This window comes from Arthrobacter sp. B055-34, from assembly GCF_059090425.1.
In genome coordinates this window covers 253383-280085 of the sequence record NZ_JBNHFQ010000007.1, presented here as the reverse complement: position 1 = coordinate 280085, position 26703 = coordinate 253383, and the positions used below count along the sequence as shown (strand labels likewise).

30 protein-coding genes and 1 riboswitch are annotated in these 26703 nt (G+C 64.8%); of the genes, 13 read left to right on the top strand and 17 right to left on the bottom strand.

Going from position 1 to position 26703, the window contains the following annotated elements:
• Positions 1 to 311, top strand: a 311-nt coding sequence (locus AC5RWO_RS15340; protein WP_498732316.1) for a TSUP family transporter, incomplete at its 5' end; no start/stop codon positions are given.
• A 68-nt stretch (positions 312 to 379) separates the two neighbouring features.
• Here AC5RWO_RS15340 and AC5RWO_RS15335 read toward each other — a convergent pair.
• The 3 genes from AC5RWO_RS15335 to AC5RWO_RS15325 are packed head-to-tail and all read right to left on the bottom strand — an operon-like array spanning position 380 to position 3629.
• A complete protein-coding gene (locus tag AC5RWO_RS15335) occupies positions 380 to 1399 on the bottom strand; it encodes a 2-hydroxyacid dehydrogenase (protein WP_498732315.1) in 1020 nt (339 codons plus the stop codon).
• Positions 1393 to 2691, bottom strand: a complete 1299-nt coding sequence (locus AC5RWO_RS15330) for a glucarate dehydratase family protein (RefSeq protein WP_498732344.1) — start codon at positions 2689 to 2691, stop codon at positions 1393 to 1395. The genes AC5RWO_RS15335 and AC5RWO_RS15330 overlap by 7 nt, the downstream gene beginning before the upstream one ends.
• Positions 2692 to 2717: 26 nt before the next feature.
• Positions 2718 to 3629 (bottom strand): 5-dehydro-4-deoxyglucarate dehydratase, encoded by a 912-nt coding sequence (locus tag AC5RWO_RS15325; protein WP_498732343.1) that lies wholly within the window; start codon positions 3627 to 3629, stop codon positions 2718 to 2720.
• 123 nt (positions 3630 to 3752) lie between these two features.
• Between AC5RWO_RS15325 and AC5RWO_RS15320 the strand changes: the two genes are divergently transcribed.
• A complete protein-coding gene (locus AC5RWO_RS15320) occupies positions 3753 to 4679 on the top strand; it encodes a LysR family transcriptional regulator (protein ID WP_498732314.1) in 927 nt (308 codons plus the stop codon).
• Positions 4680 to 4765: 86 nt separating this feature from the next.
• On the opposite strand, the gene AC5RWO_RS15315 is transcribed toward AC5RWO_RS15320, so the two are convergent.
• A complete protein-coding gene (locus tag AC5RWO_RS15315; RefSeq protein WP_498732313.1) occupies positions 4766 to 5272 on the bottom strand; it encodes a flavin reductase family protein in 507 nt (168 codons plus the stop codon).
• A 60-nt stretch (positions 5273 to 5332) separates the two neighbouring features.
• Positions 5333 to 5451: riboswitch (SAM riboswitch) on the bottom strand.
• Between the two features lie 65 nt (positions 5452 to 5516).
• Positions 5517 to 5765, bottom strand: coding sequence for a hypothetical protein (locus AC5RWO_RS15310; RefSeq protein ID WP_498732312.1), 249 nt, complete (start codon positions 5763 to 5765; stop codon positions 5517 to 5519).
• 256 nt (positions 5766 to 6021) lie between these two features.
• Here AC5RWO_RS15310 and AC5RWO_RS15305 point away from each other — a divergent pair, with 256 nt between their 5' ends.
• Positions 6022 to 6741 carry a PIG-L deacetylase family protein gene (locus AC5RWO_RS15305; protein ID WP_498732311.1) on the top strand — a complete coding sequence of 240 codons (720 nt, stop codon included), beginning with the start codon at positions 6022 to 6024 and terminating at the stop codon, positions 6739 to 6741.
• Positions 6742 to 6756: 15 nt separating this feature from the next.
• Here AC5RWO_RS15305 and AC5RWO_RS15300 read toward each other — a convergent pair whose 3' ends face one another.
• Positions 6757 to 7743 carry an aldo/keto reductase gene (locus AC5RWO_RS15300; RefSeq protein WP_498732310.1) on the bottom strand — a complete coding sequence of 329 codons (987 nt, stop codon included), beginning with the start codon at positions 7741 to 7743 and terminating at the stop codon, positions 6757 to 6759.
• Between the two features lie 221 nt (positions 7744 to 7964).
• Between AC5RWO_RS15300 and AC5RWO_RS15295 the strand changes: the two genes are divergently transcribed.
• Entirely contained in the window at positions 7965 to 8528 is a 564-nt protein-coding gene (locus AC5RWO_RS15295) for a dihydrofolate reductase family protein (protein WP_498732309.1), read from the top strand.
• Between the two features lie 9 nt (positions 8529 to 8537).
• On the top strand, positions 8538 to 9614 hold the full coding sequence (locus AC5RWO_RS15290) for an ATP-dependent DNA ligase (RefSeq protein WP_498732307.1): 1077 nt from the start codon (positions 8538 to 8540) through the stop codon (positions 9612 to 9614).
• Between the two features lie 40 nt (positions 9615 to 9654).
• On the opposite strand, the gene AC5RWO_RS15285 is transcribed toward AC5RWO_RS15290, so the two are convergent.
• On the bottom strand, positions 9655 to 10503 hold the full coding sequence (locus AC5RWO_RS15285) for a prephenate dehydratase (RefSeq protein WP_498732306.1): 849 nt from the start codon (positions 10501 to 10503) through the stop codon (positions 9655 to 9657).
• Between the two features lie 264 nt (positions 10504 to 10767).
• On the opposite strand from AC5RWO_RS15285, the gene AC5RWO_RS15280 reads away from it, so the two are divergent.
• Entirely contained in the window at positions 10768 to 11286 is a 519-nt protein-coding gene (locus AC5RWO_RS15280; RefSeq protein ID WP_498732304.1) for a flavodoxin family protein, read from the top strand.
• A gap of 250 nt (positions 11287 to 11536) precedes the next feature.
• On the opposite strand, the gene AC5RWO_RS15275 is transcribed toward AC5RWO_RS15280, so the two are convergent.
• The gene (locus tag AC5RWO_RS15275; protein WP_498732303.1) at positions 11537 to 12058 is read right to left on the bottom strand and encodes an SRPBCC family protein; all 522 of its coding nucleotides are present in this window, start codon (positions 12056 to 12058) and stop codon (positions 11537 to 11539) included.
• A gap of 163 nt (positions 12059 to 12221) precedes the next feature.
• Between AC5RWO_RS15275 and AC5RWO_RS15270 the strand changes: the two genes are divergently transcribed.
• Positions 12222 to 13439 (top strand): benzoate/H(+) symporter BenE family transporter, encoded by a 1218-nt coding sequence (locus AC5RWO_RS15270; RefSeq protein ID WP_498732302.1) that lies wholly within the window; start codon positions 12222 to 12224, stop codon positions 13437 to 13439.
• On the opposite strand, the gene AC5RWO_RS15265 is transcribed toward AC5RWO_RS15270, so the two are convergent.
• On the bottom strand, positions 13417 to 13623 hold the full coding sequence (locus AC5RWO_RS15265) for a hypothetical protein (RefSeq protein WP_498732301.1): 207 nt from the start codon (positions 13621 to 13623) through the stop codon (positions 13417 to 13419). The genes AC5RWO_RS15270 and AC5RWO_RS15265 overlap by 23 nt on opposite strands.
• Positions 13624 to 14005: 382 nt before the next feature.
• Here AC5RWO_RS15265 and AC5RWO_RS15260 point away from each other — a divergent pair, with 382 nt between their 5' ends.
• Entirely contained in the window at positions 14006 to 14695 is a 690-nt protein-coding gene (locus AC5RWO_RS15260; protein WP_498732300.1) for a hypothetical protein, read from the top strand.
• Positions 14696 to 14704: 9 nt separating this feature from the next.
• On the opposite strand, the gene AC5RWO_RS15255 is transcribed toward AC5RWO_RS15260, so the two are convergent.
• From AC5RWO_RS15255 to AC5RWO_RS15240, 4 genes are all read right to left on the bottom strand, one after another.
• Entirely contained in the window at positions 14705 to 15505 is an 801-nt protein-coding gene (locus AC5RWO_RS15255; RefSeq protein WP_498732299.1) for an amino acid ABC transporter ATP-binding protein, read from the bottom strand.
• Entirely contained in the window at positions 15492 to 16157 is a 666-nt protein-coding gene (locus AC5RWO_RS15250) for an amino acid ABC transporter permease (RefSeq protein ID WP_498732298.1), read from the bottom strand. Before AC5RWO_RS15250 ends, AC5RWO_RS15255 begins: the two co-directional genes overlap by 14 nt.
• Before the next feature lie 36 nt (positions 16158 to 16193).
• Positions 16194 to 17015, bottom strand: a complete 822-nt coding sequence (locus tag AC5RWO_RS15245) for an amino acid ABC transporter substrate-binding protein (RefSeq protein WP_498732297.1) — start codon at positions 17013 to 17015, stop codon at positions 16194 to 16196.
• A gap of 226 nt (positions 17016 to 17241) precedes the next feature.
• Positions 17242 to 17778: an AMIN-like domain-containing (lipo)protein gene (locus tag AC5RWO_RS15240; RefSeq protein WP_498732296.1), complete on the bottom strand. Its 537-nt coding sequence runs from the start codon at positions 17776 to 17778 to the stop codon at positions 17242 to 17244.
• Between the two features lie 356 nt (positions 17779 to 18134).
• Between AC5RWO_RS15240 and AC5RWO_RS15235 the strand changes: the two genes are divergently transcribed.
• Together AC5RWO_RS15235 and AC5RWO_RS15230 are read left to right on the top strand one after the other, a co-directional pair.
• A complete protein-coding gene (locus AC5RWO_RS15235; RefSeq protein ID WP_264670884.1) occupies positions 18135 to 18269 on the top strand; it encodes a hypothetical protein in 135 nt (44 codons plus the stop codon).
• Positions 18266 to 19411 carry a N(5)-(carboxyethyl)ornithine synthase gene (locus tag AC5RWO_RS15230; RefSeq protein WP_498732342.1) on the top strand — a complete coding sequence of 382 codons (1146 nt, stop codon included), beginning with the start codon at positions 18266 to 18268 and terminating at the stop codon, positions 19409 to 19411. Before AC5RWO_RS15235 ends, AC5RWO_RS15230 begins: the two co-directional genes overlap by 4 nt.
• Positions 19412 to 19422: 11 nt before the next feature.
• On the opposite strand, the gene AC5RWO_RS15225 is transcribed toward AC5RWO_RS15230, so the two are convergent.
• Together AC5RWO_RS15225 and AC5RWO_RS15220 are read right to left on the bottom strand one after the other, a co-directional pair.
• Complete coding sequence (locus AC5RWO_RS15225; protein WP_498732295.1) at positions 19423 to 20058, bottom strand: cyclodeaminase/cyclohydrolase family protein; 636 nt, start codon at positions 20056 to 20058, stop codon at positions 19423 to 19425.
• Positions 20059 to 20080: 22 nt separating this feature from the next.
• Positions 20081 to 20314, bottom strand: coding sequence for a hypothetical protein (locus tag AC5RWO_RS15220; protein WP_498732293.1), 234 nt, complete (start codon positions 20312 to 20314; stop codon positions 20081 to 20083).
• A 220-nt stretch (positions 20315 to 20534) separates the two neighbouring features.
• Between AC5RWO_RS15220 and AC5RWO_RS15215 the strand changes: the two genes are divergently transcribed.
• The 3 genes from AC5RWO_RS15215 (at position 20535) to AC5RWO_RS15205 (ending at position 24216) form a co-directional block, all read left to right on the top strand.
• Positions 20535 to 22442, top strand: coding sequence for a penicillin-binding transpeptidase domain-containing protein (locus AC5RWO_RS15215; RefSeq protein ID WP_498732292.1), 1908 nt, complete (start codon positions 20535 to 20537; stop codon positions 22440 to 22442).
• Between the two features lie 94 nt (positions 22443 to 22536).
• Positions 22537 to 23235 (top strand): dienelactone hydrolase family protein, encoded by a 699-nt coding sequence (locus AC5RWO_RS15210; RefSeq protein WP_498732290.1) that lies wholly within the window; start codon positions 22537 to 22539, stop codon positions 23233 to 23235.
• An 87-nt stretch (positions 23236 to 23322) separates the two neighbouring features.
• Positions 23323 to 24216, top strand: a complete 894-nt coding sequence (locus tag AC5RWO_RS15205; RefSeq protein WP_498732289.1) for a hypothetical protein — start codon at positions 23323 to 23325, stop codon at positions 24214 to 24216.
• A gap of 197 nt (positions 24217 to 24413) precedes the next feature.
• Here the strand turns inward: AC5RWO_RS15205 and AC5RWO_RS15200 are convergent, their stop codons facing one another.
• Together AC5RWO_RS15200 and AC5RWO_RS15195 are read right to left on the bottom strand one after the other, a co-directional pair.
• On the bottom strand, positions 24414 to 25082 hold the full coding sequence (locus AC5RWO_RS15200) for a response regulator (protein WP_498634319.1): 669 nt from the start codon (positions 25080 to 25082) through the stop codon (positions 24414 to 24416).
• The gene (locus AC5RWO_RS15195; RefSeq protein ID WP_498732341.1) at positions 25079 to 26659 is read right to left on the bottom strand and encodes a sensor histidine kinase; all 1581 of its coding nucleotides are present in this window, start codon (positions 26657 to 26659) and stop codon (positions 25079 to 25081) included. The genes AC5RWO_RS15200 and AC5RWO_RS15195 overlap by 4 nt, the downstream gene beginning before the upstream one ends.
• Between the last annotated feature and the right edge of the window lie 44 nt (positions 26660 to 26703).

Below are 26703 nucleotides of genomic sequence, written 5' to 3'. Positions count from 1 at the left end.
CTTCGACGTCCATCGGCGGGGCTCCCATGGCGCTGGTATGGCAAGGACAGCAGGGAGCACGGCTGCGCGGCACCATGAGCGCCTTCTTCATGGTCGGCTCAGCGGTTTCACTGGTGGCACTTGCAGCGGCTGGTCAAGTGACCTCCGAAGTCCTTATCCTGACGGCCTGGATGGTCCCCGCCGCACTCGCCGGATACATCGTCTCCCGCTTCACCAACCGTTTCCTGGACCGCCGCCGGCTGCGTCTCATAGCCCTCGCCGCAGCTGGATTCGGCGCGGTCCTTTTGGTGGGCCGGCTGCTGCTGGGCTGATCACGAAGGAGAGGCCTGGTTCCGGCAAGCGACTGCCGGAACCAGGCCTCTCCTTCGCCGTCGTCGTTCTATTTCGCGGCGCGCACTATGTTGAACAGCGGCCGTCCCGCGGCCAGATTGGCGATGTTGGCCGCAATATCGGCGGCGCGACGCTCGAAGGTCACTCGTGCATGGCCGGAGTAATGCGGCGTTACGACGACGTTGGGTAGCGTCTCGAACGCAAAGTCCGAGGGCGGGATGTTGCCCTTCGCAGGTGGCCCCCACCAGACGTCGATCCCGGCTCCCGCGATGCGGTTGCCCGCCAGGGCGTCGTACAGCGCGGCTTGGTCCACTACCGGACCGCGGGCCACATTGATCAGGACGGCTGAGCTTTTCATCCGGGCTATTTCGGCAGCCCCGATCAGTCCATGGGTGGCCGCGTCCAGCGGGACGGTCACGACCACCACGTCGGAAGATTCCAGCAGCTTGGGCAGTTCGTCATGGCCACCCACCCACGACGGATGCAGGCCTTCCGGCAGTTCTGCGGCCGGATTGCTGCGGATGGCCTGCACCGTCATGCCCATGGCTTGGGCGAGCAGGGCGACTTCCGTGCCGATCGAGCCCAGGCCCACCAGTCCCAGCACCATGGAATCCAGTGTCGGGTGGAACGGCACGTCGGAGCTGGTGGCGATGGTCTGCCAGTTCCCGGCGCGAAGCTCGCGGTCCGCCGTCAGGACGCGGCGCGAGAGCATCAGCGTGACCATCAGGACGTGTTCGGCAATGGGACGGGCATGGTGGAACGTGTTCGCCACGGCCACAGACGGGGCCAGCGAACCCATCGCAATTTTGTCGAAACCTGCCCCGGTAACGTGGACCAGTTGCAGCCGGGAGGCTGCGGCGGCCTGCTCGGCGGGAAGGGCGGAACAGACCACCACGTCTGCGTCGGCAATGGCTTTGCATTGCCGGTTTGCATCCCAAGCCGCAGCCATCTGCCAATGGTGCGGACCGCCGTCGTGCTTTAGCTGCGTTTCGAAACGGCTGATGATCGGGTCGGTGACCACGATGTTCAGCGGCCGCTCCACTGCGGTGTCTTTCTGGATCGTTACCATCGCGGGCACTTGAGTTCGTAGGCCGGATGGATCCGCTGCATGTAGCCCGTATCGTCGCGGCTGCGCAGCCCAGAGTCGAGGTACTGGCGGTGTAGTTTCTCCAGCCGGTCCCGGTCCAGTTCCACGCCCAGTCCCGGCAGCGTGGGAACCGCGACGGCGCCTTCGTTGAACTCCAGCGAACCGGGAAGGATGACATCTTCCTCCGGATCCTTCCAAGGCCAGTGCGTATCGCAGGCGTAGTCCAGATTCGGGGTAGCGGCGGCCAGATGAACCATGGCCGCCAGGCTGATCCCAAGATGCGAGTTCGAATGCATGGACAGCCCCATGCCGAAGGTGTCGGTGATTCCCGCCAGCGCCTGCGAGCGGCGCAGACCGCCCCAGAAATGATGGTCCGAGAGGATGACGTCCACGGCTCCGGCCGCTACCGCAGGCGCGACATCGGCAAAGCTCACCACACACATGTTGGTGGCCAACGGCATTGGCACCTCGCGGCGGACCTGGGCCATGCCATCGATGCCAGGAGTGGGATCTTCGAGGTACTCCAGCACGCCGTCGAGCTCCCGGCCCACTCGGATGGACGTCTCGACTGTCCAAGCCGCATTCGGGTCCAGCCGCAGCGGCAGGCCAGGGAATTCCGCACGCAGTGCCTTGATGGCGGCGATTTCCTCATCGGGTTGGAACACACCGCCTTTGAGCTTGAGGGCGGTGAAACCGTAGTCCCGCACCATCCGGCGGGCCTGCTCGACGATGCCCTGCGGGTCCAGTGCTTCACCCCAGGAATCCGCCTCGGCGTCCGGATGCCCGGCCCACTTATAGAAGAGGTATCCGCTGAAGTCGACGGTTTCCCGGACGGCGCCGCCGAGCAGATCACTGACGGGACGGCCCAGCAGCTTGCCTTGGATGTCCAAGGCCGCGACGTCGAAGGGGGACAGGACACGATCCGTGGTGCTGGACCCGGTGACCATCCCGCTCATCCCGTGGCCGCCCTGGCTGGTGTCTGCGGCCAGCACTGCGGCAACTTTTGCCCGCAGTTGGTTGATGTTGAAGATGTCCGTGCCCGGGATGGACCGGGCGGCCGCTTGGAGCCGTGCCAGGTGCGCCTCGTCGCCGTAGGTTTCGCCGACGCCGCTGACTCCGGCATCCGTGTGGACCTCGACGATCGCCCGCAAGGCAAACGGCTCGTGGACGCCCACGGTGTTGAGCAGGGGTGGGTCTTTGAAGGCGACGGGAGTGATGGTTACGCCGGTTATAGCGGCTTGACCGAGGTTGGCCAGCACAGGGGTCTGATCCATTATCGATTCGCTCACGGTTCGGCCCCTCAGCCCAGCAGGGCGCGGCCAGCGGCCAGCAGACGCTTGAGCTCTTCGCGGTCGTGTTCCGAGGCGTCCGTCAGAGGTGGCCGCACATGCCCGCTCTGGATTCCGCCGAGTTCGGCGCCTGCCTTGACCAGGGCGACGGCGTAACCCGGCACCGAATCGCGCAGCCGCACCAGGGGATGGAAGAATTCGCGGCTCAGTTGGCCGAGACGCTCCTCGTCGCCGGCCTCGAGCGCTTGGTAGAAGGCGACCGCCAGTTCGGGTGCAAACGCGAAGGTGGCGGATGAATACAGCGTCACGCCGATGGCGCGGTAAGCCTGTTGGGATGCCTCGGCTGTGGGCAGGCCGTTGAAGAACTGGAAGTCCTTGCCTGTTCCCGCCAGCTCATCCTTGACGGCGCGGACAATGCGCGCCATCAAGTCCAGATCTCCGGCGCCGTCCTTCAGGCCGGCCACATTATCGATACGGGCAATCTCCACGGCGGAGGCCTCTGTGAAGCGGGCGTTGGCACGGTGGTAGACGATGACGGGCAGCGAAGTCGCCCCGGCGATGGCCCTGACGTATGCCACCAGACCCGCTTGCGGGCTGTTGACAAGGTAAGGCGGGAAGAGCAGGATGCCGTCGGCTCCAGCCGATTCCGCCAGACGGACCTGTTCCTTGGCGAGCGCCAGCGCACCGCCGGCTCCCGCATAGACCGGCACGCGGCCCGCGGTCGTAGCGACGGCGGTGGTGACCACATCGGAGAGTTCGACCAGGGAAAGGGCATGGAATTCGCCGGTCCCGCACGCGACGAAGATGCCGCCTGGCTTGAACTGCAGCCCATGCTCCAGATGTTCTTTGAGTGCGCCGTGATCCACGGAATCATCGCTGGCGAACGGAGTAATGGGAAAGAACAGCACACCGTCAAGCATTATTTAATCTCCTTGGTAGCTAAAGGACCGGCGCTTCGTTGTCGCCTGCACTACTCTGACGATAAGTGCCGTCGTCGATGCGCGTCCAAGCTAAAATAGGCACGGAACAATACAAGGAGCGCATTGATGTTTACGCTGATCCAACTGGAGTCCTTTATCGCGGTAGCTGAAGAGCTTCACTTTGGTGCGGCAGCCGAGCGGCTCAACATGACGCAGCCGCCGCTGAGCCGGCAGATCCAGCTATTGGAAAAGGAACTGCATGCCCAGCTCTTCGACCGCACCAGCCGCAGAGTCGAGCTGACAGCTGCGGGACGGACGCTGCTGCCCAGCGCCCGCCAGATCCTTGACATGTCCATCAAAACCCAGCTGGACGTTCAGCGCGTGGCAACAGGAGACGCCGGCGCCGTGACTATCGGCTACACCGCCATCGCAGGCCAGAGCGCTCTGCCCAGGCTTCTGAGACGCTCCGCTAAGGAACAGCCAGGCGTCTCCCTGCTGCTGCGCGAACTGGTTTCCACGGACCAGATGGACGGGCTGGTCAAAGGCACGGTAGACATTGGGCTCCTGCGGCCCATCGTTGCCCGGCCGGGCATCAAATACCGGGCGGTGATGCAGGACCGTCTGGTGATTGCCTTGCCCGCGGAGAGCCCGCTGCTGGAGAAGGGGGAGTCCTTGCCGCTACAGGTCCTGAGCGGTGAGCCTCTGATGATGTACTCGACCAGCGAGGCCCGCTACTTCCACGACCTGGTGCTGCGGCTGTTTGCCAGCGCCGGCGCGGAGCCCCGGATCACCCAGTACGCCAGCCAGGTCCCGGCGCTGTTGGCCTTCGTGGAAGCGGGCTTGGGCGTGACACTGGTTCCGGCGTCGACGCGGGCGTTTTCGCCGCCGGGGGTGCGGTTCCGCGAGATCGAGGGCTCCCACGGTACTCAGGCGTTGAACCGCGTGGACCTTGAAGTGGCGTGGAACGAGAACAATACCAACCCGGCGGTTCTGAAGCTTCTGAGCCTGCTGGACGGGAACCTGGACGACCCGTCCGCCGACGACGCCGCATAGCCCACCTGGCAACGTTGCTGCTTGGCAGGGTCCGCAGCCGGTCCCTGAAACCGAGGCAGCCGCCGTCGTTATTTTGCCGGGGTTCCTCAGATGTAGGCGGGCTGTTCGAGCCGGCGGAACGCGGAGCCGTGGAAGACCAAAGGCTCGTGGGCGCCGTCGTGGGTGGACAGGCCATGGACGCGCAGCAGCACCACGTGGTGGTCGCCGGCGGGGACTTCCTGCTCCACGGAGCAGTCCAGCCACAGCGCGGCTTCCTCGAGGAAGAGGGCGCCTTCGTCGGTGGAGTGCAGGGGCAGGCCGGCGAAGCGGTCCCCGGTCTTTGCGGCGATCTGGCGGCAGACGCTGTCGTGCCCCGAGCCGAGGATGGACACGCCGATGCGGCCGGCCTGGCGGACTACCGGCCAGGTGCGGGAGGTGTTCTGCACTGCGAACATCACCAGCGGCGGGTCCATGGAAACGCCGACGGTGAAGGAAGACGCCACGATTCCCTGCGGCTCGCCGTCGACCAGAGCGCACAGCGCGGCGACGCCGGAGGGGAAGCGGCCGAAGGCATTGCGGAGGGTGTCGGGCTGCAGGTCGTCAGTCAGGGGCATCGCGGGCTGTCCTTTGCCATCAGGCGGATCCGCTGGCCCGGTTCAAGACGTGGGGCGGATACGCGGTACTTGCCGAACCGCTGTCCTTCGGTACGGCCGAATCATCACCTGGAGCACCCCGCTACGCACGAGAGGGTTGCCGGCCAACCAGCCAGGGCTTGATGTTGGCGCTCATGATTCAGCTATCACGCTAAGAGCTTGACGGGCCGCGGGTCAAGCCAAGGCAATAGGACGTAACGCGCGGTCAGGCCGTCGCGGGGTGCGCTGTGTAGTGCAGGACTGATCTTTTCTGCTGCTCCGTCAGTTCCTGGGCTACGCCGCAGGCGGCGCAGACCAGCACGTACTGCCGCGCCCGGACGATTGGGGAGACCTGGGTTCCGGCTCTGCCCAGGTGCTTGTCCAGGCGGTGCTCGCCCACCGCATCGCAGCGGGCGCAGTGCAGGTCAAGGGCGGCCAGGGTTCGCATGGCCAGTCGGCGGGGCAGATTTTTCACGGCAGATCCTTGGGGCGGGAGAAGTGCGCGGATGAAGGGCAAGCTGTGGTTGGCTGAGTCCCGCAGGGACAGGTATTGAGGTTCTTCCATGGTAGGGACGCGGCTCCCTGACGACAATGACCGTAATGGGAAAGAGATTCTCGCCGTTGGCCCGACATGGCGCCGTTACCAAGTGGCCGGCCGTGCCGTCGCGGCTACGCTGGGTGAAACAACAGTCATTGGGCCAGTGCAGGGCCTGTGGACGGGGGAGGCAGCTATGGAAACGTCGTCGGAAATGCCGGCCGATTGGCAGCGGTCGCTGGTGGTTATGGCGCACCCGGACGATCCGGAGTACGGAGCCGCTGCGGCCGTGGCCCAGTGGACCACGGCGGGCAAGAGCATCGGCTACGTGTTGGCGACGCGGGGTGAAGCGGGCATTGCCGGGCTGGATCCCCAGGAAGCCGCGGTGATCCGGGCCGAGGAGCAGCGCCGGGCGTGCGGGCACGTCGGAGTCGAGGACCTGGAGTTCCTGGACTATGCGGACGGCCGGATCGAGAACACTCCCGGTCTGCGGCTGGATATCGCCCGGGCGATCCGCCGGCACCGGCCGGACGGCATCATCACCCTGAACTTCGGCCAGACCTGGGGCCCGGGCAGCTGGAATTCGCCCGACCACCGCAACCTGGGAACTGCCGTTATGGATGCGGTGGCGGACGCGGCCAACGAGTGGATCTTCCCCGAGCTCGCCGCCGAAGGGCTGCCGCCGCACGCCGGCGTGCGCTGGGTGGGCGTGTGTTCCATGCACCCCACGCACTGGCTGGAGGTCGACGAGGACAGTATTGAACGGGCCGTCCGGTCCCTGAGCGAACACCGGCGCTACCTGCAGGCGCTGAGTCTGGAGCCCGTTGAAGCCCAGGCCCGGCGCCAGATCGAGCTGACCACCGGTGGCTCCGACACAGCAACCCGTCGGGTCGGGTTCGAGCTGTACCGGTTCTAACCCGGTCTGTGCGGTCTAGAACTCTTCGGTGTCGACGTCCGCCTGCATGGCGGGGCTGTAGCGCGGGCCGTGGACGGTCTGCTCGTTAATCAGTGCGTCCGCCCGCTTGAGCACCTCTTCACTAACGACGACGGCGTCGGCCGCCAGATCCTCGTCAAGATGGGCAATGCTGGTCGTCCCTGGCAGCGCGATGACGTGCTCGCCCTGATGCAGCAGCCACGCGATGGCCAGCTGGGCGGGAGAGCAGCCGGCTTCCCCGGCCAGGCCCGCGAACTGATCCAGGAGCTCAAGGTTCCGCGGGTAGTTCGCGGCGGAGAAGCGCGGCATCGCCCGGCGGATATCCGATTCGGGCAGCGCGTCGACGTCGCGGATCTTGCCGGTCAGGAAGCCGCGGCCCAGCGGGCTGAACGCGACGAAGGCCGTGCCGAGTTCCGCGCAGGCGGCCAGTGTGCCGAGCTCGGGATTGCGGCTCCAGAGCGAGTACTCGGTCTGGAGCGCGGAAATCGGATGGACTGCGTGGGCCCGCCGCAGCGTTGCCGCCGAAACCTCGGACAAGCCGATCCCGCCAATCTTGCCTTCCTGAACCAGTTCGGCCAGGGCGCCGACACTGTCTTCGATCGGAATGTCCTGGTCCCAGCGGTGCAAGTAGTAGAGGTCGATGTGGTCCGTGCGGAGCCGGCGCAACGCGTCCTCGCAGGTGGCTTTGAGCGTTTCCGGACGGCCGTCGATCACACGTTTGCCGTCAACACTGGTCATGCCGCATTTGCTGGCCAGGAAGAACTCATCGCGCCGCGCACCGAGTACCTCGCCGACCAGCGTCTCGTTGGCCGTGGCCCCGTACAGTGCCGCCGTATCAAAGTGGACCACTCCGCTGTCCAGGGCATGCCGGAGCAATTCTGCGGCAGCTTCCCGTGGCGGCGGAGTCCCGTAGGCGTGGCTGAGATTCATGCAGCCCAGACCGATGCTGCCAACTTCCCGGGTACCGATGCGGCGTGATTGCACTGTTGAGTCCTGTCGATTGGGGCTGTCCCGTCCGGAACTGTCCTTACTTTCTTAGCACGCGCCGCCGGCAGCCCGCTCTTCCCCGAGGTGCGAGGGGCCGGGCGGGAAGAATGCCTGGCTATAAGACCCTGTCCAAATCGGACGGCGGACACTAACGTGATGGAGGGACGCTCAATTCGGCCAGCGGACGCCGGTGGCCTGGCTGCGTAGAAAGGACCATCATGGGCAGGCTCATCATCCAGCAGTTCACCACGATGGACGGCTACGCGGCCGAACCGGACGGCGGCCTGCGGTTTATGAATCAGATCCGCGGCTGGACGTCCATTATGGATGCCAACACCCGGTTGCTCGAAGGCTGCTCCGCCATTCTGCTCGGCCGGGTGACCTACTCGATGTTCGCCGCTTACTGGCCCGGCGCTGATCCGCGGGAGGAACCTATCGCGGAGCCGATCAACCGGCTGCCCAAGCACGTGGTGTCCAGAACTTTGGACCGGGCTCCGTGGGGCGACGGTGAGGCACGGGTCATCGGCGACAACATTCCGGCCCGGATCCACGAACTCAAAGACACCGAGAGCGGCGACGTTATTGTCTGGGGCTCGCTGACGCTGACACGGCTGCTGTTCCGCAAGGAACTGGTGGACGAGTTGTACCTGCACATGCTGCCCACCGTGCTCGGCGAAGGACTGCCGGCGTATCCGCCGTCGGCCGCAGGGGAAAAGTTTGTCCCGCACAGCGCCGAGGTCATGGAACCCGGCGGTGTCGCTGTCCGCTATACCGTCCGGTAGGAGAGACGCATGAAACTTCCGGTAATGCCCCCGGTCGCCCCGATGCTGGCGAAGCCCCTCAGCGAGATTCCCGACGGCGACCTAAGCTTCGAACCCAAATGGGACGGGTTCAGGTCGATCATCTTCCGCGACGGGGACGACGTCGAAATCGGCAGCCGCAACGAAAAGCCGATGAACCGCTACTTTCCCGAAATCATCGAAGCGGTCAAGGCGAACCTGCCCGAACGGTGCGTGGTCGACGGTGAAATCGTCCTGGTCGGAGCCTCGGGGGACAGGCTGGACTTCGAGGCCCTGCAGCAACGGATCCATCCCGCGGCAAGCCGGGTGAAGCTTCTCGCCGAACAGACGCCGGCCAAGTTCGTCGCCTTCGACCTGCTGGCCCTGGGCGACGAGGACCTGACCGGCGAGCCCTTTGCCGAGCGGCGTGCCCGCCTGGAAAAGGCCCTCGCCCACGCGCAGCCGCCGATCCACCTGACGAATGCCACGGCGGACCACGGCGTGGCGACGCGCTGGTTCCATGAGTTTGAGGGCGCCGGGCTCGACGGCGTGATCGCCAAACCGCTGGACGGCCTGTACCAGCCGAACAAGCGGGCAATGTTCAAGATCAAACACGAGCGCACGGTGGACTGCGTGCTCGCCGGCTACCGGGTGCACAAAAGCGGTCCGGACCGGATCGGCTCCCTGCTGCTCGGCCTTTATAGCGACGACGGCGAGCTGGCCAACGTGGGCGTGGCCGGTTCGTTTTCGATGCAGCGGCGCCAAGAGCTGTTCGAGGAGCTGCAGCCGCTGGTCACAACCTTCGATGACCACCCGTGGGCGTGGGCGAAGCAGGAAGGGGGCACCCGAACCCCGCGCAATTCCGAGGGCAGCCGGTGGAGCGGGGGCAAGGACCTGTCCTTCACGCCGCTGCGCCCCGAGCGTGTGATCGAAGTGAAGTATGACCATATGGAGGGCGAACGGTTCCGCCACACCACGCAGTTTGCCCGCTGGCGGCCGGACCGGGATCCGCAGTCCTGCACATACGAACAGCTGGAAGAACCGGTGAAGTTCAACCTCGACGAAGTGCTGAATCCCGGCAGCGGCTGACCTGTTCGGCGGCCTCCGGTAACGGCCGGGACGGTTTTTCCTAAGCTTGCTTGAACCGGAATGGATGTGCCGGATAGACCCCGAGGATCCGGATCTCGGTGGTGAAGAAGTCCAGTTCCTCAAACGCGTGGATCATCGCCATGTCTTCGGGGTGGCCTTCCACATCCACCATGAACATTGTGGCCGCGAACTCGCCGCCGACCATGTAGCTTTCCAGCCGGGTCATGTTGATCCCGTTGGTGGCGAAGCCGCCCAGCGCCTTGTAGAGCGCCGACGGAACGTTCCGGACGCGGAAGACAAAGCTCGTCACCGCCGGGCCTGCGAGCTCTTCGCGGCTGGGGATGGGCTGCTTGTCCGCCAGCACCACGAAGCGCGTGGTGTTCGTGGGGTCGTCTTCGGCATCATGTGCGAGCACATCGAGTCCATAGAGCTCGGCTGCCATCGGCGGCGCGAGGGAAACCTTGGCCGGATCCTGCCATTCGCTGACTTCCCGGGCGGACCCGGCGGTGTCGCCGGCGATGACGGGTTTGAGGCCGAGCTCGCGGATAAGCTTTCGGCACTGCCCCAGTGCATGAATGTGGCTGTGCACTTCCTTGGCCTGGTCGATGCTGGTGCCGGGGATTCCCAGCAGGCTGAACCTAATGCGCAGGAAGTGTTCCTCGATAATCTGCAGCGTGGTGTTGGGCAGCATTGCATGGATGTCGGCGACGCGCCCGGCGATCGAGTTGTCGATGGGAATCATGGCCAGCTTTGCCTGGCCACTGGTGACTTGAGCAAAGGCATCCTCAAAGCTGGCGCACGGCACAGCCTCCCAGTCGGGGCGAACTTCGGTGCACGCTATATGGGAGTTGGAGCCGGGTTCGCCCTGGTAGGCGATTGCATCAGTCATGGCTGAATTATCGCATCGCCGGCTCCGGTGGATGCTTCCGCTCCGGCACCGGTGCTTAACACACGTGACAAAAGAGAAGGCACCGGCGGATCGGGAGGTTGGGGGAAACTCCGACCGCCGGTGCCGTAATCACTCGCACCTATGAGGTGTTTTCAACACTAGAGCCTTTACATGAATGCAAACCCAGAGCAGCCTGTGAATAACCTGAAAGCGAAAGTGCCGTCTAGGGTGGCAGCCCACCGGCCTCGTCGTGAGAATGGCCCCATGGATGATGCGAAGCTCAAAGCCCTTGCCCTGGTCTGCACCCTGACACCGTCGCCTAAGCCCTCGAGCAGCGAGCTGCTGGCCCGCCAAATCATCCAGCAACTCAGTTCCCAAGGCGTCGAGTGCGATCTGATCCGGGTGGTGGACCGCGACATCAAGCCCGGCGTCCAGGCCGACATGGGCGACGGAGATGAGTGGTCCCGGATCCGGGAGCAGATTCTCGCCTCGGACATTCTGGTGCTCGCCACGCCTATCTGGCTGGGACATCCGGCAAGTCTTGCGCTAAGGTTCTGGAGCGCCTCGATGCGGAGCCGTCCGAGACGGATGGCCAAAACCGGCCAAGCATGTACGACAAGATGGCCTTGGTCGCCGTCGGCTTCAGTATTCCGGCGCAGGGATCCACGTACTGGGTCGGGGAGCCATGCACGGCACCGACTTCCAGGACCTGCCGGAAACGCCGGAGGTAACAGCAACGACGACGGTGACGTCCGCCCGCCGTGCCGTGCATCTGGCATCTAGCCTGAGGAAAATGCCGTATCCCGCGAGCTGAAGAAGCTGGGGCGCTCGGATCCAAAGGCACATCAGCGGTGGCCTTAACGAACGACACCGGCTGGTCCAGGAGGTTGGGGGAGGCTCTAGGACCAGCCGGTGTCTTGTTCACTCGCACCTTTGATGAGGTGCTTAAAACGCTACGACTCTATTTTGTGAATTAGCCCTGAAGAAGCTGGCAACTGCCCGAGTGCACAGCGTCCGTGTTTCAGCGCGCGGTTTAGACCGGGCGGCCCGGCGGCAGGTCCTCGTCCATGTTGGCGGCAGCCTGGCCGGCGCTGCCCGCGGCAGTGTCATCAACATCGCCGCGCCAGGCGCCCGTTTCGGCTCCTCTGTTTTCGACGAACTCCTTGTACTTCTTCAGGTCCGACTTCACCTGGAGGCTGTCGATCCCAAGCTTGGCGCCGGCCTTTTCGGTGAAGGTCTCCGGGTCCCATTCGAAGCGGACCGCGACCTTGGTGCTGTCCGCTCCGAGCCGCTCGAAGGTCACGGCCCCGGCATGGGACTTGCCGTCCAGGCTGCGCCAGGCAATGCGCTGGTCCGGGTGCTGCTCCACAATCTCGGTGTCGAACTCGCGTTCCACGCCGCCGATCTTGGTGATCCAGTGGTTCGTGGTGTCGGTCAACTGAGTCACGGACTCAACCCCGGACATGAAGTTCGGAAAGGACTCGAACTGTGTCCATTGGTTGTAAGCCGTGCTTACCGGGACGTTTACATCAATGGTCTCTTCTACCGTTTCCATGATTGTGCTCCTTTGGCTTGAGTGCCTTGAGTGCAAAATGTCCGCCGTCGCGGACCAGTCAGTGGCCACTCATCATCACGCTACACAAGGGCGTGGTCCGCCACAATGGGAAACTAAGTTTGCTGACTGATCTTGTTTCGGACGTAAATGCTAGCCTCTGGCTGTGGCCAGCAAACAAGATGAACCAGAGGTTGCCGCGCAATCAGCACCGGTGCTCGCGCATGATGCAACGTTGTCCGCCGGCATCGTCACCGCCGTCGTCGGTTTTACCAGTTCTTTCGCCGTCGTCCTGACAGGGCTTCGCGGGGTTGGCGCGACGCCGGCCCAAGCGGCTTCCGGCCTGTTGGCGCTGTGCGTTTTGCAAGGGATCGGGATGCTGATCCTGGCTCAGCGCTACCGGATACCGCTGACCTTGGCCTGGTCAACGCCGGGAGCTGCGCTGCTGGCCTCGACCGGGGTCCTTCCCGGCGGCTGGCCGACAGCGGTCGCGGCTTTTGCAATGGTGGGCGTCCTGGTGGTTCTCGCCGGAGTCATCCGCCCGCTGGGCAGGTTGATCGAGCTGATTCCACCGGGCGTGGCCTCGGGCATGCTGGCGGGCATCATCCTGTCCATCTGCCTCGATGCAGTGGGGCTCGCCGGGGCGAATCCTGGGATGCTCCTGCCGCTCGTGCTGGTGTGGGTGCTGGGCATGCGCTGGTGGAGCAAGTGGGCCACCCCCGCCGTCGTGCTGGTGGGTTTTGCGGTTATTGCCGCCAGCCCGGGAATGCGGGAGCTGCGCTGGGAGGATCTGCTGCCCCAGGTCAGCCTGGCGGCGCCGTCGCTGGAACTGCTGCCCGCCGCCGCACTCGCCGTGCCGCTGTTCATTGTCACGATAGCATCGCAGAACGTGCCCGGCGTGGTGGTTATGCGCAGTTTCGGCTACCGGGTTCCGTGGCGGTTCTCGATGGTGCTGACCGGCGTGCTGACCTTGCTCGCGGCGCCGTTCGGCGGGCACTCCGTGAACCTCGCCGCGATCTCCGGCGCCCTGGCCGCAAATAACGACGTGCATCCCGACCCGTCCCGGCGCTGGCGCGCAGCCCGGATTGCAGGCGTCACCTACCTGGTATTCGGTCTCCTGAGCACGGGGGTGGCGGCGCTGGTGGTGCTCGGTCCGGACGGCATCATGGAAACCATCGCCGCCCTGGCCTTACTGGGCGTGCTCGGCTCCTCGGTGTCGTCAATGATTTCCGACGCCGGTGGACGGGAGGCGGCGCTGGTCACCTTCGTGATTGCCGCCTCGGGTGTTGGCTTCGCTGGTATCGGTGCAGCCTTCTGGGCACTGCTGGCAGGGCTGGCGGTCCATCTCCTGTTGAAGCGTACTAAGCGATGGCTTCCTCAGTGACTCCGAACGGCACCTCTTCGCTCAACTCAACGGTGAACTGGCCGGGACCGGTCTTGGTAACCAGGATGCCGTGAACGCCGTCCTGGCCGGCCAGTTGCTGGAGTTCGTCCACAACCGCTTCGAGCAGGTTGTCTGCTTCGTCCACGGAAGTGGCTGTGATCTTCTTATGTGTCAATGAGGTCATAGTGCTGAGTCAATCTTTCGTCCCCCCGCTGCTGCGGGGCTTTTTTGAGTTCCGGTTCCTCGGTTGGGGCCGAGGGTGCCGGGACTCTCCGGGAACCTGGTTCCGGGCCGTTGGGGAACTGCCGGAGCCAGGTGGGCCCACTCTGCCAGTGAGACGAAGGATGACAGAATGCGGCTCAGATATTACTTAGTTGGAATCGACAACGATTCTAGCTGTTTTTTTCACGATGGCTAGCCCGCCGCGTGCTGTAGGGGTTTTCACCGCACTTGCGCGGTGGTATGGGCGGTGATTCACTTAACCAGTAAGACTACTTACTATTCGCGTTGTTCGCGGTGCTTTTTCGGGCGCCGCAGAGTAGCGGCGGGTGGAAGGAAACGTCATCATGAATGCAAGACACGAAGCCACCGGACCTGATTACGACCGGCCGGACCGCGGGCCATCATCCCGTGAACCGGCGGACCGCGGACCGCGGGACGGCACGGAATCGGCCTACGTCGACGGGCGGGAGGACCGCCGCACGGTGGTCGGCCGGGAGAAGGAGAAATACGGCGGCGTTAAGATTGGCTCGGCCTTCTTCGGCTGGCTGACGGCGACCGGCGCTGCGGTGCTGCTGATCGCCCTGGCCAGCGCCATCGGGGCCGCGATCGGCGCGAATACCGGGCTGAGCGCGGACGAGGCAGCAGGCGCGGCAACGCAGGATGCGGCGACGGCGGGAATCGTGGGAGCCATAGTGCTAGCTGTGATTCTTTTCATCGCCTATTACTGCGGAGGTTACGTTGCCGGCAGGATGGCGCGCTTCAACGGGATGAAGCAGGGCGTCGCGGTCTGGATCTGGGCCGTGGTCATCGCGATCATCGTCGCCGTGGTCGGGGCCGTGGCGGGAAGCCAGGCCAATGTCCTTGCCAACATGAACGCCTTCCCGAACATCCCGGTGGGAGGGGACCAGATGACCACAGGCGCCCTGATCACGCTGCTGGTGATCCTGGCAGTTACTCTGGCCGGGGCGATCCTCGGCGGCCTTGCCGGCATGCGGTTCCACCGGAATGTGGACAAAGAGGGCCTCGGGAGATAGCTGGCTGACCTAGAACGGGTTGAGCAGTCGGTGCACGAACTGTTGGGTGCGCTCTTCCTGCGGGTCGCGCAGCACCTGGTCCGGGTGGCCGCGTTCCACGACTACGCCACCGTCCATGAAGACCACTTCGCTGGCCACCTCGCGGGCAAAAGCGAGTTCGTGCGTGACCAGAGCCATGGTCCAGCCTTCATCGGCCAGTTCCTTGATCACATGGAGTACGTCGCCGACCAGTTCGGGGTCCAGCGCCGAGGTCGGCTCGTCGAAGAGCAGGAGTGAGGGTTTCAGCGCCAGCGCGCGTACAATGCCGACACGCTGCTGCTGGCCGCCGGAGAGTTCGTGCGGGTACTGGTCCTTCTTGTCCGCCAGCCCCACGCGTTCCAGCAGGTTTGACGCCTCGCTGGCGGCCTCGGACTTGCGCCGCTTCTGCACTTGGACGGGACCTTCGATCACATTTTCCAGCACCGTTTTATGCGGAAACAGATTGTAGTGCTGGAAGACCATCGCGCTTTGGTCCCGCAGGGAGGAAAGCTGCTTCTTGGATACCGGTGAGGCGAAATCCACCGGGCGGATACCGCGGAAGGCGACCACTCCGCCGTCGGGCGCTTCCAGGCCGTTGAGGCAGCGCAGCACCGTGGTCTTGCCGGAACCGGAGGGCCCAATGAGAGCCAGCACCTCACCCTGCCGCACGGATAGATCGATGGACTTGAGCACGTGGTTTGCGCCGAAGGACTTGCGCAGGCCGGATACGGTCAGTACCGGCTCGTGCGCAGGTACTGACCCGCGCGGGGCCAGCGGATCAGTGGGCGACATAGCGGTCCAGCCTCTTTTCCAATTGTGACTGCCCGCTGGAGAGGATCAGGCAGAAAACCCAATAGATCACGGCGGCTTCGACGTAGAGCACCATGAATTCCTGGCTGAACGCGGCAATTTCCTGCGCCTGGCGGAAGAGCTCGGTCACCAGGATCAGCGAGGCCAGAGAGGTGTCCTTGACTAGCGAGATGAAGGTGTTGGACAGCGGCGGCACGGACACCCGCGCGGCCTGCGGCAGGATGATCCGGCGCAGCGTGGTAACCGGTGACATGCCGATGGTATGCCCGGCCTCCCACTGGCCTTTCGGCACGGACAGAATGGCCGCCCGGATGATCTCCGCCGCGTAGCCGCCGACATTGAGCGAGAACGCGATGATGGCGCTGGGCCACGGATCAATGACCACGCCGATGGAGGGCAGGCCGTAGAAGATCACGAACAGCTGGACCAGCAAGGGCGTGCCGCGGATAACGGACACGTAGCCGCGGGCGATAGCCGAAATGATCTTGTTGCCGCTCAGCCGCATCAGGGCGACGATCAGTGCGAGGGCCAGGCCCAGGAAGAAGGACGTCAGGGAGAGCGGAATGGTGCCCCGGATGCCGCCTTGGACCATCGGCCAGAACGAACTGGCAACGAGGTCCCAATCAATGTCCATACGGTTAGGCTAACGCCTGGACCGGTGCCGCCGTCGTTATTGCGTAACGTCCTCGCCGAAGTACTTCTCGGAGATTTCCGCCAGCTTGCCCTCTGCGCGCAGTTCCTCGAGGGCTGTGTTCACCGCGTCGACCAACTCGGTGCTGCCCTTCTTGAACGCCAGCGCGCTCAGGGACTCTTCCTCGGTTTCGGCGGCGATCTTGATGTTCTCGTTGTTGCTGGTGTTCTGGTAGTCCAGATAGGTCAGCTTGTCATTGATGGTCGCGTCCACCCGGCCCTGCTCGAGCAGTGTCACGGACTGAGCCCAGCCTTCAACGGCCTCCACATTCGCGCCGGATTCCTGTGCCAGCGTGTACCAGTTGCTGGTGAGGGACTGCGCCGTGGTCTTGCCCTCGAGGTCCTCGAAGGAGGTGATCTCGGAGTTGTCCGCCTTAGTCACGAGCACGCCCGTGCTCACCGTGTAGGGGTCGGAGAAGTCGTACTTGGCCTGGCGTTCCTCGTTGATGGACACCTGGTTGGCGATCACATCGAACCGGCCGGCTTCCAGACCCGCGAAGATTGCGTCCCACTGGGTCTCTTCGAACTGGGCTTCCACGCCGAGCTTGTCGGCCACGGCGGTGATGATTTCGACGTCGAAACCGGTGAGTTCTCCGGCACCGTTCTCGTGGAAGGAGAACGGCTTGTAGGTTCCCTCGGTGCCGACCGTGATGACGCCGGCATTCTGGATTTCCTGCAGGGTAGTGGGGCCGGCGTCCGCCGACGTTGCACCGGGTTCGGCGGGCGTGGAAGATCCGCAACCGACAACGGCGAGGGCGATCGCGGCGGAGGCGCCAAGCAAGGAGAGGCGGCGACGAATCATGGTGGGACCCCTTTGAGAAGATGTCGGTTGCGCTGCCGGCGAATGGCCGGGAACGCTGAACGGTAGCACGTACAACGTCGGCGGGTAGAGCCAATATTCCGAAATGTGTCATGGCTGGCCAACAGCAGGAACGACGGTGTCCCCATCAGGTGGACCGTGCGCTTGCATAGCCACCTGCGGGGACACCGCCGTTGTTATAGCCGGGATTGAATAGTTGCTTTAGTGCCTACCAACGGTGGGCGACGTCGATCACCAGCCTTGTCTGCGAGCCCGGGCCGTTGAGAGTGAAGGCCCGGAACGGCAACCGTGCCCGGACACCAAGTCCGATGGTCGTCTGGCCCTCGAAGCTGCCGGCCCACGCTACCTGGCGGAAGGTCCGGAAGTCTTTGACGTTGACGATGTTGGCCTTGTTGCGCGGAAGGTAGGTTGCCTTGCCGTTGGCGTATGCCGGGGCCTTGACAATAACGCGCAGGTCGGTCCCGCGGAGTGGAACATAGTCGCCCTTGCCTTCGGTGTAGACCGAGGCGTAGCGGACGTCGTATCCGGCGCGCTTGCCCTTGATGTCGAACACCAGACGGTCGAAGCAGGCGTGCTTGCCTGCCCGGACGTTGGCCAGGTGACCGTAGGTCGTGGCCGAAGACGTTTTAGCGAGTGATCCCCAAGTAATGCCGCAGTAAGGTGCTGCAGTGGCTGCGCTGGGAGCGACAAGTCCCAGTCCAACGATCAACATGATGACCGCGAGCCACGCATGCAGTTTTTTCATGGCTGAAAGCCTTTCAAATTGCACGAATGATGCTCCCAGAATATGACGCGATCCAGAGGTTTAATCCCTGCCTGTCAATACTGATTTCGAACCGTCACGGGATATTTCAGAAGTGCTTCAAATCGGGCGCGCAAGCCCGGTTGGAGGCCTCCGCGAGGGCCCTGTTGTAGCCGTTTCGCAACGGCCGGTCACGGCCGATTACGACGGAAACGGGGCTCTACGGCGGAGTTCATAGCTGCCATCGAATGGTCGAAGTCTTCCGCTCCGCAGTGAATCGATCAATGAATCAAGCCGAAAAGCGTGGTGTAGTCTCAGAACCCTCGGAGCCATTGCGGCTCCAATTAAGGAAACCCCTAATGGCAGACAAGTCCCCGCGACAGTCCATGTCCAAAAAGCCCGGCAAATCGATCAAGCAGAAGCGGACCGATAAGAAGGCCGGCGCCGCCGCGGCCTCCGAAATGGAAAAGCTCACGAAGGCCAAGAAAAACTGAGCCCGGTGAGCCAGCTGAGCCTGGGAATTCCGTCCACCACGCGCAAGCCCGACGAACGGCGCCTGCCCATCCACCCGCGCCACTTTGAGCAGATTGCCCCTGCGCTCCGGAGCCGGATCACCTTGGAGCACGGCTACGGCGAGCGGTTCGGACTCTCCGATGCGCAGCTGGAGCCGCTGGTAGGCCGCATCACCTCGCGCCCGGAGCTCATTGAGTCATCCGATGTGGTCCTGCTGCCGAAGCCCCAGCCTGAAGATCTCGCCGAATTGCGCGATGGCCAGGTCCTGTGGGGCTGGCCGCACTGCGTCCAGGACCGGGCCGTCACCCAGCTTGCCATCGACAAACGCCTGACGCTCATCGCCTACGAAGCGATGAACCACTGGACCAGCGACGGTGGGTTCGGCCTGCACGTTTTCCATAAGAACAACGAGTTGGCCGGTTACAGCTCAGTGCTGCATGCACTGCAGCTGATCGGGTCGACCGGCGACTACGGGCGCCGACTGCGCGCCGTCGTTATTGGTTTCGGCGCCACGGCCCGCGGGGCCGTCACAGCCCTCAATGCCCACGGCGTGCACGGCGTGCAGGTGCTTACCAGCCGAAGTGTCGCCGCCGTCGGCTCACCGATCCATTCGGTCGATATTGTCCAGTTCGACCATGATCAGGATGCGCCGTTCCTGAGCCACGTGATCACGCCGCGGGGCCGGATGCCGCTGGCACCGTTCCTGGCCGAGAGCGACATTGTCGTCAACTGCACCCTGCAGGACCCCAACGCGCCGCTGACCTACCTGCGGACCGAGGACCTGGACGCATTCACGCCGGGGAGCCTGATCGTGGACGTCTCCTGCGACGAGGGCATGGGGTTCAGCTGGGCGCGTCCGACGACGTTCGCCTCGCCGATGTTCGAGGTCGGGGACCACATCAACTACTACGGCGTAGACCACAGCCCCTCCTATCTGTGGAATTCGGCCACGTGGGAGATCAGCCAGGCAGTCCTGCCGTTCCTCGGCACCGTCATGGCGGGTCCCTCGAGCTGGGATGAGGACGCGGTCATCAACCGCGCCATTGAGATTCGCGACGGCGAGATCCGCAATCCTGCCATTCTTGCCTTCCAGGACCGGTCGCCCGAGTACCCGCACCGTTAGACCGGCAGCGGTCAGCGGTCGCCGCGGCCGTTGATCAGGTGGCGGATGCGGGCCGAGAGCTCCTCGCAGCCGTTGATGATCCGCCCGGCTTCGGCCACCGCGGGCTGCAGCGCTGCCAGGGTTTGCTGGTCTCTGATGTCCGCGATGTTGATCTCCAGCGTCACGCGGCCGGAGGAAGCGGCGGCGCGGGCGGCCTCAGCGGCTGCTCCGATGTCGCTGAGCACGTTGGGATTGGAAAAGCCGGCCAGCTCCTGCCCCAGGCGAAGGATTTCCCCGGAGAGCTCGACTAGTTTGCGTGGTGGCTCGGCGGCCTGGGCCAACGATTCCTGCACAGTCCGGGTCCGGGTCTGTGATTCCTCGTCGGTCCCGTCCGGGAGCCCGTAAGCATCCGCCACCGTGTGGAAGGACTCTTCGTCCGCGTCCGCCAGTTCCAATGCAGCCGGAATCAGATCCCGGGCAGCGGCGAGGATCCGCGAAGTGTGCTCGGCATGGTCGGCGTACTCGGCGCCGGTGGTGAAGTTCGCCGCCATGGACAGCAATGCCGCCCCTTGCGCAGCCTGCAGCGCCCCGGCCGCACCGCCCCCCGGCGTGGGTTCGCCGGAGGCAAGGCGGTCGAGGAATCCGCCGATCTTCTCGTCACGGATCATTGGCTGGACCTTCCTATGCCGGTTACTGCTCGGAATTGCCGGGGTCGAATTCGCTCAAGGGTGCGCCCTTGTCGCCTCCGGTCCGGTCATAGCTGTCCATTTCGTCCGACACGGTTTCATCCACCATGCCCTCCTCCTCGGTGTCGATGCCGCCTTCCACCAGCTCCGGCGGGACGGCATCAACGCCCTCGTCGGGGATGACGGGGTCTTCCCCCTGGACGTTGAGGTCGGGGTCGGGGAGATTCTGTTCAGTCATGGCTGTTTCCCTTCGATCGGATGGCCACGGCCGGTGGCGTTACTCAGCCAGCTTAGTAACTCCAGGCCCAAAGGTCAGCACCAACTGCCAACCCCGCGCATAACCCGCAGGATCCCCACAACTTTCCAGCGCACTCGACATATCCGCCGCGCGCTTATAAGTTCGCTAAAGGTCACTGGACAACAGGGGGAACATGCTGCGGCGCGCACTTGGAACAGTTTTGGCACTATTGCTGGTCGGCACGGCGGTCGCCTGCGCCCCGAGCAAGGACGAGGCACAGAGTACCGCCGCCGCACTCGCGGAGGGCCTAAGCGCAAAGAATGTTGAGAGCATTGCCTTCTCCGGCGCCACCGGGGCGGATGTCCAGGCGGAAATGGCCGGCGTTCTGGAAGGCATGGATCCGCTGGTGCCTAAGGTCTCCGTGGCCGAGGTGGGCGAGGTCCAGGACAACCGCACCACCGCCACGCTGTCCTACGAATGGACCATCCCGGACTCCGAGCAGAAATGGACCTATACAACGACGGCGGAGCTCGCCCACGCGGACGACAGCTGGCAGGTCGTGTGGTCACCGGCCATCGTGGAACCGTCCCTGGCGGAAGGGGAGCGGCTGGCGAAGACCACCGCCGAACCTGAGCGTGGCGACATTCTCGACGCCGCCGGCGAACCCCTGGTGACCGAGCGGCCGGTCCGGGTGGTCGGCATCGACAAGTCCGGGCTGAGCGAGGCCGCGGCCAAGGCCTCCGCGCAGCAGCTGGCCGAACTGGTGGACATCGACGCCGGCGACTACCAGTCGAAGGTCGAGGCCTACGGGCCGGAGGCCTTCGTGGATGCCATCACCCTGCGCGAGGCTGCCTTCAAGGATCTGGACCAAAACCGGCTGGAATCCATTGACGGTTCGGCCGCGCTCGAGGACGAGCTGCCGCTGGCGCCCTCGCGCGACTTCGCGGCGGCAGTGCTGGGCACTGTGCGCGAAGCTTCGGCCGAGGACATCGAAAAGTCCGAAGGCAAGATCGTCCAGGGCGAGATGGTGGGCACGTCCGGGCTGCAGGCCGCCTACAACGATGACCTGTCCGGCGCGCCGGGCCTGACCATTTCCGCTGTCGCAGCCGCTGAAGGGGACGACGGCGACCAGGGCGGCACGGAAGCGGAAGCCGCGGCGCCGCGGGAGCTGTTCAGCATTGAGCCGGAGAACGGGCAGGACGTCCAGATCAGCCTGGAGCCGGACATGCAGCGGGCGGCGGAGGACGTGCTGGCGGACATCGAATCGCCCAGCTCCATTGTGGCCGTGCGCCCGTCCACCGGGGAGATCCTCGCCGCGGCCAACGGTCCGGACAGCAATGGTTACAACACCGCCTTCCTGGGCCAGTACGCCCCCGGGTCCACATTCAAGATCGCCACGGCCCTCGGGCTGCTTCGCCAGGGCATGACGCCGGAATCCTCCGTGACATGCGAGGAGGAATTCGTTGCAGATGGGCGCACCTTCGAAAATGCCGACGGCTACCCGGCAGCCTTCCTGGGCGAGATTACGCTGACCGAAGCCATTGCCCATTCCTGCAACACCGCGTTCGTCGCCCAGTATGAGAACCTGCCCCAGGTTGAGCTGGCTGACGCAGCCGGGGCGCTCGGCATCGGAATGAACGCCAACCTTGGCCTTGAAGCGTTCATGGGGAACGTCCCCCGCGAGGACACAGAGGGAACGGCCCATGCCGCATCGATGATCGGCCAAAGCCGCGTCCAGACCTCACCGTTGGCACTGACCACTATGATGGCGTCCGTGGTCAAGGGGGAGGTTGTTGTCCCGCAGCTGGTCAAGGGGCACGACGCCGAGGCGGAGCTGCCTGACGTCCCGAAACTCACCCAGGAGGAAGCGGACCAGCTGACCGGCATGATGCGCTCCGCCGTCGTTGATGGTTATCTGGCCAACCTTGCCGACCTACCGGGGGAGCCGGTGATCGGCAAGACCGGCACGGCCGAATACGGCAGCGAGGATCCGCTGCAGACCCACTCGTGGGTGATCGCAGGGCAGGGCGACCTAGCGCTGGCGGTGTTCGTGGAGGATGGCGACCTCGGCGCCGTCACCGGAGCGCCCATGGTGGAGGAGTTTCTTGAGGCTGTGGGCGGAAACTGAGCCCGCGGCACCCCATCCGGTGACATCTACACTGGACCGTGGACCCACCAATCGACTAACCGACATTTCGATGAATGCGACACCAGGAGGAAGTTTGGCTGAGAAGACCCCGCACCAGAACGTCAGCTTTGCATCAGCAGGCGGAGAAGCCCATGGCTATCTGGCCCTGCCCGAGTCCGGTCAGGGGCCGGGCGTCATCGTCATCCAGGAGTGGTGGGGCCTGGCCGACCACATCCGCGACGTGGCGGACCGGCTTGCCGCCGAAGGCTTCGTCGCGCTGGCCCCCGATCTCTACGGCGGCTGGATCACGCACGATGGCAAGGAAGCGGCCAAGATGATGTCAAAGCTGCCTGAGGAAGAGGGCGCACGTCTGCTCGCCGGTGCCGTGGATTACCTGCTGGCCAGCGACGCCGTGACCAGCTCCACTGTGGGCGCCATCGGCTTCTGCATGGGCGGGGGCTTTGTCCTGGCGCTCGCCGCGCAGCAGGGCGAGCGGATTGGCGCGGCCATACCGTTCTACGGCGTGGGACAGGCTGTGCCGGACTCCTACACCGGAGTGCGGGCCGTTGTGCAGGGGCACTACGGGGAGCAGGATTCGTCCTACCCTGCTGAGAAGGCGCGGGTGCAGGAAGAACAGATCCGCCGCGAGTCTGGGGCCAAGGTCGAGTTCTTCTACTACGACGCCCCGCATGCCTTCCACAATGACGAAAACCCGCAGGGCAACTACCGGCCCGAGGAAGCGAAGCTGGCCTGGGAGCGCTCGGTTTCTTGCCTGAAGGCCAACGTCAAGTAGCTCTCCAACGTGGAGTAGCTCTCCACCGAAGGGACCGGCGGCGATAGACTTTTGTTTATGGTCGCGGGTGCCCGTATCTGGGCGGGGTTGGCAGTACTATTCTGGGCAGTGGCGTTCTTCGGGATCGTCGATCTGCTCACGGTCTTCAGCGCCAACGAAGGCTTCGCCGCCGTCATGGGACTGGAGGCCAGCTGGGGCGTGCTTTTCACCTTCGTGATCAGCGGCGCCTTCTTGGCCATCGCGGCCCGGCCGCAGGAACCGGCCCCGGCTCTGGTCCAGCTCTGGACCGTGGCGGCGGCCCTGCTGCTGGCCTGGATCTTCACACATGACACGTCGCCGCTGGTAGTGGCGGCGATTCTCATCCCGATGACCGTCATCAGTTCCATCGCTGGGCGGCGCGACAGAAGAAGTACCTCCGGCAGCAGCCCTGACAATACCAGCCGCCAAGCTCAGCGGCGACGCACGACGTCGGGGCTGGATCCCAGCGGGCCGTTGCTCCTGTTGGCCCTGGTGGGGGTTCCGTTCTGGTGGGCGTATGCGGCAACGGCGGTGGAACTCTCCCAAACGCCGGGCATCGAAGACGACATCACCTGGGGGTTGACCCACTGGCCCGTGCAGGCCGCGCTTGGCCTGTATCTCTCGCTGGCCGTTCTGGTCATGACCTTCTGGTTCCCGGGCCGCACCCTGCTCGGCACCAGCTGCTGGATCAGTTCGGTGGTGCTGGGAGCCACCTGGCTTCTCTATCCTGCCAGCGCCGGCTCCGTGGACAGCGTCGGGCTGTCCGTCCTGGCGGGTGCGTGGGGAACTGCTGTCTTTTTCTGCCGTTATCTGGGACATCCACGTCCGGATCCTCCGAATGACGGCGTCTTAGCCGTTCATCGGCCCCTCGGCCCGCAGCTGTCCGGCACCCGGGCCCGTCACGTCGACCGTGCAGCGAATGACAATCCGGTTCTGCCCGGCTTCACCCAGATCGATCAGTGAATCCTCGTCCGAGACGAGCGTGAAGTCGGCCGAATCCGGAACAACGTCCACTCCCTTTCGGGCTGCTTCCTGCCGCGCGTTCTCCAGAGCATCCTGACGGAGCCTGACCAGATAGTCCTTGTCGTCGGCACGGGCGCCGTCGCCGAAAGCCCAGCCGAACACCGTGTTCGTACTTGTCATGGGCGAAAGTGTACTCTTCAGGATCGCCAGACGTAGCGGCGTTCGGGGCGGCCGACCCCGCCGTAGCGGAGCTGGACCTCCACGCGCCCGTCGTCGCTGAGATACTCGAGATAACGCCGGGCGCTGACCCGGGACGTGCCCAGCCGGTCTGCGGCTTCGCTGGCCGAAAGATCGGTTCCGGTGTCCCGCAGAAGCTGCTCGACCAGACGCAGGGTCTCGACGCTGCACCCCTTGGGCAGCGGTCGCTCGGTCCGGCTCACGCCGAAGACCCGGTTCACGTCCGCCTGCTCGGCGGTGCTCTTGGACGAGGCGAGCGGGCGGTAGGCCTGCTGGTAGTGTTCGAGCCGCTCGCGCAGGTCCTCGTTGGAGAACGGCTTCATCAGGTAGTGCACAATGCCGCCACGCAGTGCCCGGCGCACGGTGTCTACCTCGCGGGCGGCGCTAATCACCAGCACGTCCAGCTCGGGCACCTCTTCGCGAAGCTGCTGCAGCAGGTCCAGCCCGCTGATGTCCGGCAGGTGGATGTCCAGCAGGACCAGATCGGGCTGGAGACGTTTGGCCTCCACAAGCGCCTGGGCGCCGGTGTGGGCTACGCCAACGACGGCGAATCCGGGCGTCTGCCGGACAAAACCGGCGTGCACCTTCGCGACCATGAAGTCGTCGTCGACAATAAGTACCTTGATCATGACTGTGGGCTCCGCTTTCCGAGGCGGGCGGTGAACATGGCGCCGCCGTCGTTGTGGACGCTCACTTCGCCGTTCCGCCTCAGACATACTAGCCGGGTGAGCGCGAGACCGAAGCCGCGTCCGCCGTCGTTCTGTGAGGTTTTGGTGGTGAAACCCTGCGTGAAGATGTCCTCCAGCGACTGCACCGCCACGCCCGGGCCGGAGTCCTTCACCGTGACGATGACCTGATCGGCCTTGTCCTCGAGGAGGATCCGGACACTGGCGGCGGGAGTGCCGGTGACTGCGTCGAGGGCGTTGTCCACCAAATTGCCGACGACGGTAGTCAGGTCCCGGGACAGCTCATCGTCCGCCCGTCCCAGGCCGGAACCTTCGGCCAGTTCCAGCGCAACATTGCGTTCGGCCGCGAGGCTGGCCTTGGCGATCAGGAGCGCTGCCACCGCCGGATCCTGGATGCGGCTGGTGACGTCATCGTAGAGCCGGGTGCGGCTGAGGCTGACCCCGTCGACAAAGTTGACCACTTCGTCATACTCGCCGAGCTGGATCAGGCCGGAGATGGTGTGCAGCTGGTTGGCGAACTCGTGGGTCTGGGCGCGCAGGGTATCAGTGGTGGTGCGGGTGGCACCGAGTTCCTTCTCCAGCGAGGAGAGCTCGGTGCGGTCGCGCAGGGTGGTGACGGAACCGATTACCCTGCCGCGGGAGCGCATCGGCATGCGGTTGAAGACCACCACCCGCTCGCCGACCAGGACCAGCCGGTCCGCGTCCGCCTGGTCGCGGGTCAGCACCTCGCGAAGCTGCGGCACCAGGTCCAGCTCGTCGAGGCTGCGGCCAACGCAGTCCAGCGGCAGGCCCAGCAGCCAGCGCGCGCTGTCATTGGTCAGCGTGATCCGTTGCTGCGGGTCCAGTGCGAGGACTCCCTCTTTCACCCCGTGGAGCATGGCCTCGCGGTGCTCCACCAGCCCGGCGATCTCCTCCGGCTCCAGGCCCAGGGTCTGTCGTTTAACGCGGCGCGCCAGCAGCAGGGAACCGGCGGTGCCGAGGGCCAGCGAGACGCCCAGATAGGTGAGCAGGTTGGGGCCGGCCTCGCCCAGGCGCTCCCACGCGGAGGGGTATTCACGTCCGACGGCGGCAATGCCCACCGTTTGCCCGCGGTCGTCGAGTACCGGAACGTGTGCCACCAGCGAGGTGGTGCTGCCGACCATGTTGACCTCGCCGGTCCAGGCTCGGCCGGACAGGACGCTGCTCTCGCCCAGCGGCAGGAGTTCGCCCAACTGGGCTGGGTCGGGCGAGGTGATGATGGTGCGGTCAGGCCGGGCCAGGATGGCGAAAGTGGAACCCGAGACAGTGCGGACGGATTCGGCCACCGCCGGCAGCGCGGAGCCCAGCCGCGGCTCGGCCCCGGGGAGGAGTGAGCGCACGGCAGGCATGGCCGCGAGGGTTTCGGCGGCGGAGAGCGCCCGGCGTCCTTCGACGCGTTCAAAAGCCTGCGCGGATTGAGCCAGCGAGATGGCGATGACACCGACCAGCACGGCCAGCACAATCAGCAGCTGCAGGACCAGGTACTGACCGGCCAGGGTGATGCGTCGGTGTCGTCTTGTTTGCCTGCCGGCGTGCTTGAGCACTG